14 protein-coding genes are annotated in these 12,946 nt (G+C 26.2%); all 14 read right to left on the bottom strand.

Annotated elements, in window-relative coordinates; all coding sequences use genetic code 11:
• Positions 1 to 11: 11 nt before the first annotated feature.
• The gene (locus A6P36_RS02960; protein WP_066760837.1) at positions 12 to 359 is read right to left on the bottom strand and encodes a biotin/lipoyl-containing protein; all 348 of its coding nucleotides are present in this window, start codon (positions 357 to 359) and stop codon (positions 12 to 14) included.
• A gap of 13 nt (positions 360 to 372) precedes the next feature.
• Complete coding sequence (locus A6P36_RS02955) at positions 373 to 681, bottom strand: OadG family protein (RefSeq protein WP_242861634.1); 309 nt, start codon at positions 679 to 681, stop codon at positions 373 to 375.
• 19 nt (positions 682 to 700) lie between these two features.
• Positions 701 to 2,083, bottom strand: coding sequence for an oxaloacetate decarboxylase subunit alpha (locus tag A6P36_RS02950; RefSeq protein WP_066760835.1), 1,383 nt, complete (start codon positions 2,081 to 2,083; stop codon positions 701 to 703).
• A gap of 32 nt (positions 2,084 to 2,115) precedes the next feature.
• Positions 2,116 to 2,580: a hypothetical protein gene (locus A6P36_RS02945; RefSeq protein WP_066760833.1), complete on the bottom strand. Its 465-nt coding sequence runs from the start codon at positions 2,578 to 2,580 to the stop codon at positions 2,116 to 2,118.
• Positions 2,581 to 2,733: 153 nt separating this feature from the next.
• Positions 2,734 to 3,291 (bottom strand): DUF4064 domain-containing protein, encoded by a 558-nt coding sequence (locus A6P36_RS02940; RefSeq protein ID WP_066760831.1) that lies wholly within the window; start codon positions 3,289 to 3,291, stop codon positions 2,734 to 2,736.
• A 110-nt stretch (positions 3,292 to 3,401) separates the two neighbouring features.
• Positions 3,402 to 3,818: a Fe-S cluster assembly sulfur transfer protein SufU gene (sufU, locus tag A6P36_RS02935; RefSeq protein ID WP_066760827.1), complete on the bottom strand. Its 417-nt coding sequence runs from the start codon at positions 3,816 to 3,818 to the stop codon at positions 3,402 to 3,404.
• A gap of 10 nt (positions 3,819 to 3,828) precedes the next feature.
• Positions 3,829 to 5,055, bottom strand: coding sequence for an aminotransferase class V-fold PLP-dependent enzyme (locus A6P36_RS02930; protein WP_066760824.1), 1,227 nt, complete (start codon positions 5,053 to 5,055; stop codon positions 3,829 to 3,831).
• Positions 5,056 to 6,114 carry a SufB/SufD family protein gene (locus A6P36_RS02925; RefSeq protein WP_066760822.1) on the bottom strand — a complete coding sequence of 353 codons (1,059 nt, stop codon included), beginning with the start codon at positions 6,112 to 6,114 and terminating at the stop codon, positions 5,056 to 5,058.
• A 1-nt stretch (position 6,115) separates the two neighbouring features.
• On the bottom strand, positions 6,116 to 7,501 hold the full coding sequence (gene sufB, locus A6P36_RS02920; RefSeq protein WP_066760820.1) for a Fe-S cluster assembly protein SufB: 1,386 nt from the start codon (positions 7,499 to 7,501) through the stop codon (positions 6,116 to 6,118).
• Positions 7,502 to 7,503: 2 nt separating this feature from the next.
• Positions 7,504 to 8,244, bottom strand: a complete 741-nt coding sequence (sufC, locus tag A6P36_RS02915) for a Fe-S cluster assembly ATPase SufC (RefSeq protein ID WP_066760819.1) — start codon at positions 8,242 to 8,244, stop codon at positions 7,504 to 7,506.
• Positions 8,245 to 8,396: 152 nt separating this feature from the next.
• Complete coding sequence (locus A6P36_RS02910; RefSeq protein WP_066760818.1) at positions 8,397 to 9,008, bottom strand: hypothetical protein; 612 nt, start codon at positions 9,006 to 9,008, stop codon at positions 8,397 to 8,399.
• A 113-nt stretch (positions 9,009 to 9,121) separates the two neighbouring features.
• Positions 9,122 to 9,949, bottom strand: coding sequence for a Cof-type HAD-IIB family hydrolase (locus A6P36_RS02905; RefSeq protein ID WP_066760817.1), 828 nt, complete (start codon positions 9,947 to 9,949; stop codon positions 9,122 to 9,124).
• Between the two features lie 27 nt (positions 9,950 to 9,976).
• Positions 9,977 to 10,645: a hypothetical protein gene (locus tag A6P36_RS02900; RefSeq protein ID WP_066760816.1), complete on the bottom strand. Its 669-nt coding sequence runs from the start codon at positions 10,643 to 10,645 to the stop codon at positions 9,977 to 9,979.
• Between the two features lie 115 nt (positions 10,646 to 10,760).
• Positions 10,761 to 12,884 carry an MGH1-like glycoside hydrolase domain-containing protein gene (locus tag A6P36_RS02895; RefSeq protein WP_197487212.1) on the bottom strand — a complete coding sequence of 708 codons (2,124 nt, stop codon included), beginning with the start codon at positions 12,882 to 12,884 and terminating at the stop codon, positions 10,761 to 10,763.
• Positions 12,885 to 12,946: the final 62 nt, after the last annotated feature.

The raw sequence follows: 12,946 nt of genomic DNA, 5'->3' as shown, positions 1-12,946 counted from the left end.
TTTCATCTCCTCTATTTTATGACTAACAAAACTTCTTCACTATTTACACTTTTTCCTTCAGACACAAATATATCATCTACAATTCCAGAAACACTAGATATAATTTCATTCTCCATTTTCATAGCTTCAAGAATCAGTAGGACATGACCTTTTTCTACTTTATCACCTTTCTTTACTTTTAAAGATACTATATTTCCTTGCATAGGAGATTTAATTAATTCGCCTTTATTTTCACATTTATAATCTGAATTGGAGGTACTTTTTACACTGTTGTCATTGTCTATACTTCCTTCTTTTTCAAAAACTTCAACTTCTACTTCATAAACTTTTCCATTAACTTTTATCTTATAAATTTTCATCACAATATACCTCCTAAATTCTTTTAATACTTTTAATCCTAACAGTTTTATTATCATTTTCTTCTATAGCATCAATAGACGCTACAAATGCCGCAATTAACATATCATCATCTTTTATTTCATCAAATTTTAAATTATGATTCTCTTCCAATCGTTTCTTCATTTCTGAAGTATATTTTGTTTTAGACAAATCCTCTTGTTTATACATAAAAATTCTAATCAAATTTACACTTAACGAAATAACCATCAAAACAATAAAAACTATTAATATACAAAATATTGAAAGTATAAATGCGTCCTTCAGATTAATGTTTATATTCATATAAACACCCTTCCCTATTTTAATTAAACTCTAAGTTTATATTAATAACTTGCTTATCATTTTGATTATATTTTTTCTCCAAAAAATTTTTTGCGATTTGTGGAAATAAAATATAACTTAATACATCCTCATCATTTTTTGCAAAACTTGCACTTTCTTCTTTAAATTTTAAAAATTCATTTTCAATTAAATCAGCTGGTCTACATGTAATTTCTTCTTCATCACCCAAAATTTTCTTCTTCAAATCACTATCTATCTCTGCAGGAGGTTTACCATACAAACCTTTTATATAATCTTTTATCTCTTTTGAAACCATCTTATACTTTTCTTTACTTAGAATATTCATAACTGCTTGAGTCCCTACCATTTGAGAAAGCGGAGTAACAAGAGGAGGATATCCTAAATCTTTCCTAACTCTTGGTATTTCTTCAAGTACCTCATCAAACCTATTTTCTGCACCTTGAGCCTTCATTTGATTTACCATGTTAGAAATCATTCCTCCTGGTAATTGGGTTTCAATTATCTGAGGATTTATATAATATGATTTTGAACTCAATATACCTTGATCTAAATATTTTTCTCTTATAGGCTTAAAATAATCTGCAATAACTTCCAGTCTTTCAAAATCTATCCCGGTACTGTATTTTGTATTCTCAAATGATTTTACTATTGACTCTGTTGGTGGTTGACTTGTTCCACCCCCAAATGTTGAAATTGCAGTATCAATTATATCTGCACCAGCTTCTACAGCTTTTAAATATAACATTTCTCCTAAACCACATGTAGAATGAGTATGTATTTCTAAAGGAATTGAAATATTTTTTTTGATTTCTCTAATAAGTTCATATCCCTCATATGGAAGTAAAATTCCTGACATATCTTTTATACATATAGAATCTGCTCCCATATTTTCAATATCCTTTGATAATTTTATATAATATTCATTAGTATGAACAGGGCTTATTGAATAACTCATAGCTATTTGAAGATGTGCCCCATATTTTTTTACTGAATCAATCGAAGTTTTTAAATTTCTCAAATCATTTAAAGCATCAAAAACTCTAATTATATCAATCCCATTTTCAATTGATTTAAATATAAATTTTTCTACTACATCATCTGCATAATGTCTATATCCTAAAATATTTTGCCCTCTAAGAAGCATTTGAAGTTTTGTATTTTTTATAATCTTTCTTATTTCTCTTAATCTTTCCCAAGGATCTTCATTTAAATACCTTATACACGAATCAAAAGTAGCGCCACCCCAAACTTCCAACGCATTATATCCAACTTTATCCATTTCGCCCAATATAGGCAAAATTTCATCCGTTGTAAGTCGAGTGGCAATAAGACTTTGATGTCCATCTCTCAAACAAGTTTCAGTTATTTTAAATTTATTCAACCCCTTTTACACTCCCTTTTTCCCAAAATAATTTACTCTGCATTAAGTTTTGAATTAAGCCTAACACATTTTATATTTAATACTCCACCTATAATTAAAAAAACTCCTGGAAATATTAAACAAAGTATGGAAAATACTCCTCCAATAATCATAATTGAAGATGATAATATTGTTGCTTTTCTCAATGAAATAAGTGTACCAATAAGACCAAGTATAAAACCAATAACCATAATCCAAAAAATTATGGTGCTAATTTCCATAACACCAATAAAAAACTTTTCAAAACCTACAAAAATATCAAACATAAAAATATCTTCGTAAAATTCGTCCCAAAGTCCTCCAAATATACTTTGAATTAAACCGTCAAACGAAAATACTAAGATTCCAGTTACAAAACACACTATAAACGATAAACTTGATGCGACTAATCCCAATATATATCCTGCAGTACTTCTACATGGTTCTCTTCTATTATTTCCACATTCTATAGTTTCCATGTTACCTCCAAAAAAATTATTACTAATAAAACTAAAATTTTTATAATAATTATACCACACATTTGTATATAAATAAAAAATACTCATATGGAAAATTATTACACATGAGCATATCTAAAAAAATAATTTTATATTGTTTCCGAGTTCAAAATGCTATTTTAACCTTTCTACAGCACATTTCATATTTAAGCCACCACCTACAATTAAAAGAATTCCTGGTGTTATTAAACAAAACAGTGAAAAAACACCTCCAACTATCATAAGTGAAGAAGATGCTATACTTACATTTTTCCAAGATTTTACAGTTCCAATAATGCCTAAAATAAATCCAATTAAAATTATCACAAATAAAACAATACCAAACTTTAAAATTTCATCAAAAACATTTTGTAAAAATTCTTGTGAATACAAAAATGTATCAAAATATAAAAACTCATCATAAATATCATCAATAATTTCTCCCAAAAATCTTTGAACCACACCATCAAATCCAAATGAATTTTGAAATAAAATTACTCCTATACCTGCAAAAAAACATATTATAAACGAGAATGTTGATCCAATTAATCCTAAAACATAACCTACAGAACTTCCAGATAATTTTTCCTTAGTATTTTCAAAACGTCCATAATCATTAGTTTTATTTTCAACACTAACTATTGAATTATTATCATGCTTTTCTAATTCACCATTAGAATCATAATTATTCATTTCCATAACCTCCATTTTAAAAACATAACTTAAAAATTTAAATTATTTACCAAAGAATTATAACATAAAAAATATAGCTACGTAAATTTTTAAAAATACGTAGCCATTATTTATATTATTTCATCTAATGTATGCCAAGCAAGTGTGGCACATTTTACTCTAGCTGGCATATTTTGAATATTTTGGAAAACTAATCCATCTCCCAACTTTTTTATTTCCTCATCTGTCGCTTCTCTTTTTATCATTCGTATAAAAATATCAATATATTCCTTTGCTTCCTCAACTTTTTTACCTTTAACAAGATCAATCATAATAGAAGTCGATGCCATAGAAATCATACATCCATAACCTAAAAACGCAACATCATCAATAATTCCATCACGAACTCGAAGTGAAATAGTTATTTCATCTCCACAACTATGATTTACTCCTCGTTTTTTCACATCACAAGGAGATACTTCTCTTTTATTTTCTGTATTTCTACCGTGATACAAAATTGTATCTTTATACAATTCTTCGAGATTCATTTCTATCACCTCAAAATTTTAAAATATTTCTTATATTCCCAACTTTTTCAAAAAAGTAATCAATTTCATCTTTAGTATTATAAAAATATAAACTCGCTCTAGTTGTAGAATTTAAACCCAATCTTCTCATAAAGGGTTGAGCACAATGATGTCCTGATCTAACTGCAATTCCAAAAGAATCTAAAATCGTAGAAACATCATGAGAATGAACATCTTTTATATTAAACGAAAAAACACAAACCCTATTTTCTAAATTATTTGGTCCGTATAATATAAAATCTTCAATTTCTTTACTCTTATTTAAAAAATACTTTTTTAATTCATCTTCATAATTTATTATTTCATCAAGTCCTATACTATTTATGTATTCTATAGCACAATTTAATCCTGAAATTGATGATACATTTTGAGTTCCACCTTCAAATGCTTCAAAATAATTTTTAAAAGTTACCTCATCTTCAAAAACGTAATCAATCATATCTCCTCCATATAAAAATGGATTCATATTATTTATAATTTTATCACTAACGTATAAAACTCCTACTCCTTGCGGTGATAAAATTTTATGACCAGAAAAAACTAAAAAATCAATCTCATCTTCATATACATTAAATTTAATATGAGTCATTGATTGAGAGGCATCAATTATAACTTTTGCATTAATATTTTTGCACATTTTTATAATTTTTTTATAATCATGCACAACTCCAAAAGTATTAGTTACTGGAGTAAATGAAACTAATTTAGGTTCTCTATTTAACTTCTCTATAAAATCATCAATTAAAATTTCACCATTTTCATTAACATAAAAATAGTTTAACTTAATTCCTTTATCTTTACACATTACCTTCCAAGGAACTAAATTAGCATGATGAGAATCTATCCCAATTAAAATCTCATCACCCTCTTTTAAATTCTTCATTGCATATGAAAATACAATTATATTTAAAGCTTCCGTTGCACCTTTTGTAAAAATTATATTTCTTTTATCTTTCGCTCCAATAAATTTTTTTACAGTTTCCCGTGTTTTATCCATAATCAAAGAAGCTCTTACTCCCATAGTATGAGAACCTCTATTAGCATTTCCAAAAGAATTCACATAAACATCAAAGGCAGAATCAAGAACACATTTAGGTTTTAAACTAGTTGCAGCATTATCAAAATAAGTAATCAGAATATTTTTATCATTTTTTGCTAAAAGACCTGGGAAATCTTCCCTAATTTTATAAACATCCACTTAAATTGCCTCCATTAAAAGATTCATAAATTTATCTACAATCTCTTCATTTTTAACTTCTTTTAACAAATTTAAAAATTTACCTCTCAAAATAAGTCCTTTAGCTTCCTTTTCATTAAAACCTCGACTTAAAAGATAAAATATTTTATCTTCATCAATTGAATTTGCTGTAAAGCCATGGGAACCTTTAACATTTTTTTCCTTACACAATAAAAGCGGTAATGATTGATTTTTAACATTCTTACTCAAAATAATTACCTCTTCATTTTCACAACCTTCTGCATTTAAACACCCTTTTTGGAAATCAACTGTACCTCTAAAAATTTTTTCACCATTATCAAGTAAAACACCTTTACCATTAATATTAGAAATACTTTCTTTTCCAATCATAGATGAAGTTATATTGTAATCAAATTTATGATTTTCAGAACAAATATAACAAACCTCAACATTACTACATGACTTTTCACCGTTTAAATAAATCTTACAGTTAGTATAAACATTATTTTTATTTACATTTATAAATAAAACCTCTATATTACAATTACTTTCACAGTTACCTAAAAGATTTATAAATCCTTTAGATTTTGAATTTGAAAAAATCACCAATGTTACTTTAGAATTATTTTTTACGTCTATGTTATAAAGATAATTAAATTGATCACCACTACCTAAAATTTCACTATAAAAATATAAATGCGAATCATATGTATCACATTCAACATTAAAAACTGCAGTTGATAAATTTTCTTCCAATAAATTTTTTATATTTAAAGTTGATTTATTTTTGAATCTTATATTTATAAATTTACCATTGTAAAAATCTTTTACGATTTTTTCATTTACACCAGCATTTATTTTTTCACAAATTGAATCTATTTCATCATTACTTAAAGTCTTATCAAAATTAAAATGAGTTTCATCATCATTAATTATTTCAAATTTTGAATCATTTTTTAAGGAAGAAACAAACTCATCTTCATTATAATTTCCTTTAAGATAACTGTAAGTATTTACAACCGATTCATTAACTCTAATTTTTTGAATTTCCTTATCCATATTATAACCCCTGCATCTCAACATTTATAAGATTATTCATCTCAACCGCATACTCAAGTGGTAATTCCTTAGAAATTTCCTCAGCAAATCCTCTAACAATAAGAGCCTTTGCATCTTCTTCACTAAGTCCTCTAGCTTGAAGATAAAATATTTTTTCATCACTTATATTTCCAATTCTCGCTTCATGTCCAACGTCTACATTTTCACAATTTATTTCAACATACGGAATAGTATCTGATGAAGATTCATCATCTAATATAAGAGAATCGCACGTAATATTAGTTTTAGATCCTTGTGCATTTTTCTTAAAAGTTACCATCCCTCTATAATTTCCAACTCCTCCAGACTTAGCAATAGACTTTGAACAAATATTAGAATAAGTATTTGGTGCAGCATGAACAACTTTAGCTCCAGTGTCTAAACATTGCCCTTCTGACGCAAAAGAAATTCCTAAAAAATCACACGTTGCATTTTCTCCTCTTAAAATACTCATTGGATAAAGCATAGAAACTTTTGATCCAAATGAACCTGACACCCACTCTATTCTTCCATTTTTCTCAACCATAGAACGCTTAGTATTTAAATTAAACATATTCTTAGACCAATTTTCAATTGTTGAATATCTTAGAGTTGCATTTTCTTTTACAAATAACTCAACACATCCAGCATGCAAATTATATACATTATGTTTAGGTGCAGAACATCCCTCAATGAAACTCAAATAAGCTCCCTCATCAACAACGATTAAAGTATGTTCAAATTGACCAGCACCTTTAGCGTTCAATCTAAAATAAGATTGAAGAGGAATTTCAACTTTAACTCCTTTAGGTATATATATAAAAGAACCTCCTGACCACACTGCTCCATGAAGCGCCGCAAATTTATGATCATTTGGTGGTACAAGTTTCATAAAATATTTTTTTACAAGTTCTTCATGTTCTTTTAACGCAAGTTCCATGTGCATATATATTACACCTTGAGCTTTTAAATCTTCTCGAACATTATGGTATACAACTTCCGAATCATACTGAGCTTCTACCCCAGCTAAACTTTCTTTCTCAGCATTTAAAATCCCTAATTTATCAAATGTATCTTTTATATATTCTGGAGTTTTTTCCCAGTCATCTGAAAAACTACTTTTTGGTTTAACATAAGAAACAATATTTTCAATATTTAATTCATCAATGTTAGGTCCCCAAACAGGAAGAGGAATACTATTATAAATTTCAAGAGATTTTAATCTAAAATCCGTCATCCATTTAGGCTCATCTTTTTTCTTAGAAATTTCTAAAATAATTTCAGGCGATAAACCTCTATTACTTATAAATTCTTCATAGTTTTCCTCCTTAAAATCATACCTGCTTCTATCTATATCATCTATTCTCATTACTAATCATTTCCCTTCAAAATATCTGAATATCCTTTTTTATTAATTTCATTAAATAACTCTATATTTCCCGTTTTTATATTTTCCCCATTTCTTAAAACATGAACATGAGTAACATTTAATTCACGTATTACTTCCTCTCTATGAGTTATAATAATTACTGCTTTATCTTCTGTTAATAACTCTTTAAGAGATGCACAAACAGAACGAATCGCATCTATATCAAGTCCTGAATCAATTTCATCCAAAATAATTAACTTAGGATTTAAAAATTTCATTTGTAAAAGTTCACTCTTTTTCTTTTCTCCACCAGAAAAACCTTCATTTAAATATCTCATCATGTGAGATTCATTTAATCCAACTTCTCCAAATTTTTTCCCTAAATTCATATTAAACATTAAATCGGGTTTTTCATTTTTAACTTTTGTTTTAAGTTCTCTTAAATAATCTTTATAAACTAATCCTTCTATCTCTTGAACTTGTTGAAAACATAAAAACATACCTTTTCTAGCTCTTTCATCAGGTTTTAAATCATTTATTTTTTCCCCTTCAAAAAAAATCTCTCCACTTTCGATTTTATATTTTGGATTTCCCAAAATACTCATAGAAAGCGACGATTTTCCACTACCATTTGGTCCAAGTATAATATGTACTTCTCCTTTATTAACAGAAAGATTTACATTATTTAAAACTCTCTTTTCATTTACACTTACAATTAAATTTTTTATATCTAATAAATTCATAAAATGAACTCCTTTTAATCTACAAAATAAATAATTTATACCTTTTTAGTATGAATTAAAAACAATTTTATTTTACCCTCATAAATATCAAATTGCAATATTAAATACAAATAATTTAAAAAACAAAAGAGTAGCATTAAACAATGCTACTCCTACAAAACTTCTATAAGAGGTTTTATTTTTATTTGAGTCTCTTTTTCTCTTAAATTAAGATCATTCACTTTAGCAAGTTGCATATATGTGTGAATATAATTTTCATCTTTAAAAAACATTAAAGTTGATAAATCATAATGTGTAAAAACCATTATATCTAATTTATTAAAATAAAAACTTGGAAAATGAATTTCTCTAGTACATAAAGTCAAAAACATTTTGAAAACATCAAAATCATTAACTTTATATGCCTCTTCTTCTCTTATATGAGAACGTAAAATATTTATAAGTTTTATAGAATCTCTATAATCCAAATCTCTTAACATATATAAAATTTTCATATTCTCAATTGTATTTATATTAAAATTCCCAACGAATACAGAATTATTATTCAACTTGAAAATATCTTCAAAAAATCTAAAAATCCTATCTTCAAATCTCAAATTATGATCTTCAAAAGTTATATTATTTATATCATCACAATCATCTGACTTATTAACCTCAAGAACTCGTAAAAAATATTCATTCTCAATATTTTCAATCCCAAAATTTAAAGATTCGATAAATCTTTTTGAAAACTCTCTCTCTAAAGTATTAAGTATATGTAACATAGTTACCCCCCTAAATCCCAATTTTTACCATGTTACAAATATTATACATAATTGTTTTTTATAAATAAAGTTAAACCGCACACAAAAAAAATATGATTTTTTACAAAAACTTACTAACAAGATTCTAATAATTTTTTAATTGCATATGCAACTCCATCTTCTGAAACATCCAATGTTATAAAATCTGCCATATCTTTAAGTTTATCAATACCATTTTTCATAGCTACTTTATATCCACACTCTTTAAACATGGAAACGTCATTCTCACTATCTCCTATACACATGACATTTTCCGTTTTTAAATTCAAATATTTCTTTAAATTTCTAATTCCTGTTCCTTTTCCTTCGCCTTTTTTCAATATTTCAACTGTATTAACCCAAGAATATTCTACTTCAAAATCACCTATTTCTCTCACTTTAATCAACATATCTTCAAGTTTTTCAATTTCATCGCTCGAAACAACCACTTTACATATATTACTTCCATAATTTTTAAATAAGTCTTCCCAAGACTCTTCGCTTTCAATAACAACTTCTTTCATTGCATATTCACCTTTTTTATCTTCATCATCGTAATCTTTAAGTACATTATTAGAATAAATAGTATCTATTGTAGAATAATGTACATTAAAATATTTTTCTTTTACAAATTTATGTATTTTTACTAAATTATCTACACCAAAAAAACTTGAGTATATTATTAAATTTTTATCCACATCATAAACATAAGTTCCATTGTTACTTATAATATATGTTGGAATATTTAAAACTTTTGAAAAATACATTCCATGAACAAATAATCTACCTGTAGTTAACGCAATCTTAATTCCTTTATTATAAGCTTGTCTTATATAGTCTATATTTTTTTCTGAAATATTTGAAATATCTTTAAGTGTCGTTCCATCCAAATCTAAACAAATTAACTTAATATTATTTTCCATAAAATACCCCCACATAATAAATAAGCACTAAATTTTTTTTCTTAAATATTTCTGATTTATATTAAATAAAATCAAATTTACTAGTACAACAAATACAAAAACTAAAGCATACAAATAATTAAATAAATAAAAAAGATTACTTATTAAAACTATACATAATCCATTTATCAAAGATAAAATTGAAAAATCACGTGAATTATTTTTTAATTTTTCAAAACTATATTTTTTAAAATTGTAATCAATTATTTTAAAAAGTTCAATTGTATAAAATAAATAAATTACTCCTAAACATATTCCCATAAATAATATGGATAAAACTTTAAAAATACTAAAAAATAATCCAAATAATAAACATGATAAAATAACTAAACTTCCAAGCATAAACGTACAAAAATTAATCATTAAAAATTTACAATTAAATACCTTATTCAATTTTAAAACATTGTTATACAAATTTTTATTTTCAATATATACAATAAAATATTTTATAATTTCAACTACTAATTGAAAAAAATATATATACAATAAAATCAAAAATGTATTTAAAATAGTTATATTATTTAAATATTTTAAAACAAATAAAATCAATACACTTCCCATTATAAATGATAAAATTAACAATACAATTTTGAGTAGTAATAAATTAAATTTAAAATTATTTTTTTTAAGTACTAATTTATTATCATCATATTCCACAATCTAATACCCCTATCTATTTAAAATATATAAAAATTTATATGATTTTAAATATTCTCTTTATTACCATAAAAATAAAAAGTACGTATCAATAAAATACGTACTTTAAAATTATTTATTTTAGAATTGAAATACTCTTTTGTGATGTATTTACCCCTCCACTTAAAGTGTTTTTATATAACAAATAATATGCTGCAGCACTCCAACTAAAATTTTTAGCATGCAAAGCTTCTCCAGTAATTGGATTATAATTTTCATTTATAACCCCAGATGTTATGACACCTTCTGCATTATCAAATAATTTATATGCCAACTCTTTCGCTTCTTCTTTGTAACCATAATTTTCTAAAGCTTCAACTCCATATAAAGCTTGATCAAGCCATACAGGTCCTCTCCAATATCTATTAGGATCAAAAAATTTATTATCTTTTGATGCTGTAGGAAATGGAACTTTTAAATTAAATTTTTCTGTATCCATAATATTTTCCACAACTTTTTTTGCCTTATTTTTAGGAGACATCTTGGCCCATAATGGAATATATCCTTCTGTTCCTTTTCCTCTATTAACTAATAATTTCTTTTCATCACCTGTACTATTAATTTGTAAATCATAATAAAATCCCGTTTCTTCATCAAACATATATTTATTTACATAATCTGCTATTTCTTTAGCTTCTTTTTCATAACGAATAGCATCTTCCTTTTTACCTAAAATCTCTGCTAAAGATTTCAAAAATGCTTTTTCTGCGTACAAATACGCATTTAAATCAACAGATTCTTGGTTTATTGAATACCCAACTACATTTCCATTTTCACCTGTATTTTCAAAAACTTTTACTCCAACATCACCTTGTTCAATTCCTTCTTTATCAAATCTTATTGCATTATCCATTCCACTTTCCCAAGCAGCAGCTTCAATAATTGCATCTTCATTTATAACAGGATTATTATTTTTATCCTTTATAACATTTCCATTTTCATCATATTTATAATGAGCTTCATGAACCATAGCACCGTATTCAGCTATACCATTTTTATCTGTATCTCTATTTCTATACCACCACTCATGATAAGCTTGAAGTTTAGGATACATTTCTCTTACAAATTCTATATCTTTATCATTTTCATATACGTTATATACTGCCCAAGCGGCTAAAGGTGGCTTAGAATTTCTCTCATTAAAACTTTCCTTTTGATAATAAATTGCATCAATTATAGCTCCTTCATCTTGAGGACGCTCCTCATCTGTACTCTTTATTTGATAATCAAACATCGTTCTAATAGAATCTTTTGCCAATTCACTATCAAACTCTGCAACTGCCACAGCATTTTTCCACGAATCCCAAGCCCACAATCCATTAAACCATCGATAAGACACAGACGGTGTAATTCCAGAGTGTTTAATATCTCCAGCTGGACTTCTCCAATTTATAATTAAGGTCATAATAGATTTTATAGCAGTATTTTGGTATGCCTTACTAACATCATTATTAATCAAAGTTTTATCTATATAAGATTGCCATCTTAATTCATTTGATGAAAAATGTTTTTCAGGATCATTTTTTATATTATTAATTTTAGATTTTTCATTTTCAAACTCTTCATTATTAAATACAAAACTTTCTGTTCTATAAATCGTATACGGTACTCCTTTTTCAATTACAACTTCATCTTTTATCTCCGTTATATACGATTTTTTATCATCAGAAATTTTACTCTCTACTTTTTTATCATAAATTGTGAAAAACTTATTTTGTTTTGTATTTTCCGACAATCCTTGATTTTCTCCATTAAAATTTACAATAATGCCATTATCTATTTCATCTAAACTTGGATTTATTGTATACGTTTTTTTATTGTGTACAAAAGAATCAAATATGCTTCCTTCCCAATAAATTTTAAATTTTGAACTCTCATCATTTAAATTTAAAATTTGAGTCTTAATTAATGATGTCCTATCTGTAACAAAAATTAATTCTAAAGTGAGTTTAAAATCATCTCTAAACTCATAAGTTTGCGTTAATTTCCCTGGATAATAGGTCAATGTAGGTTTTGCCAATGATAAATCCACTTCTTTATCATTTTTTATTAATTTAATTTTATTAAAACAATCAGATAAATTTAAAGCAATACTTTCAGAAACACTTTCAAATAAAATCGTAGGTCCTGCAAACCCTCCTAAATTTGTTTTATCATCAAGCGATGGTAAACCATAACCATGCCAAGAACCATTATCCATAAAAGTTGTAAAATTACTAACTTGATAATATCCATAAGGTGTATTTGTTAAACGAGATTGTG

The organism is Candidatus Arthromitus sp. SFB-turkey, from assembly GCF_001655775.1.
Taxonomy (GTDB): Bacteria; Bacillota; Clostridia; order Clostridiales; family Clostridiaceae; genus Dwaynesavagella; species Dwaynesavagella gallinarum.
This window is presented reverse-complemented; position numbering and strand designations above follow the sequence as displayed.

Bases quoted from the DNA above. Each gene is read 5' to 3' on its own strand.
- A6P36_RS02960 (WP_066760837.1), bottom strand. From the start codon at position 359: ATGAAAATTTATAAGATAAAAGTTAATGGAAAAGTTTATGAAGTAGAA.
- A6P36_RS02955 (WP_242861634.1), bottom strand. From the start codon at position 681: ATGAATATAAACATTAATCTGAAGGACGCATTTATACTTTCAATATTT.
- A6P36_RS02945 (WP_066760833.1), bottom strand. From the start codon at position 2,580: ATGGAAACTATAGAATGTGGAAATAATAGAAGAGAACCATGTAGAAGT.
- A6P36_RS02940 (WP_066760831.1), bottom strand. From the start codon at position 3,291: ATGAATAATTATGATTCTAATGGTGAATTAGAAAAGCATGATAATAAT.
- sufU (WP_066760827.1), bottom strand. From the start codon at position 3,818: ATGAATCTCGAAGAATTGTATAAAGATACAATTTTGTATCACGGTAGA.
- A6P36_RS02925 (WP_066760822.1), bottom strand. From the start codon at position 6,114: ATGGATAAGGAAATTCAAAAAATTAGAGTTAATGAATCGGTTGTAAAT.
- sufB (WP_066760820.1), bottom strand. From the start codon at position 7,501: ATGAGAATAGATGATATAGATAGAAGCAGGTATGATTTTAAGGAGGAA.
- sufC (WP_066760819.1), bottom strand. From the start codon at position 8,244: ATGAATTTATTAGATATAAAAAATTTAATTGTAAGTGTAAATGAAAAG.
- A6P36_RS02910 (WP_066760818.1), bottom strand. From the start codon at position 9,008: ATGTTACATATACTTAATACTTTAGAGAGAGAGTTTTCAAAAAGATTT.
- A6P36_RS02905 (WP_066760817.1), bottom strand. From the start codon at position 9,949: ATGGAAAATAATATTAAGTTAATTTGTTTAGATTTGGATGGAACGACA.
- A6P36_RS02895 (WP_197487212.1), bottom strand. From the start codon at position 12,884: ATGGATAATGGTTCTTGGCATGGTTATGGTTTACCATCGCTTGATGAT.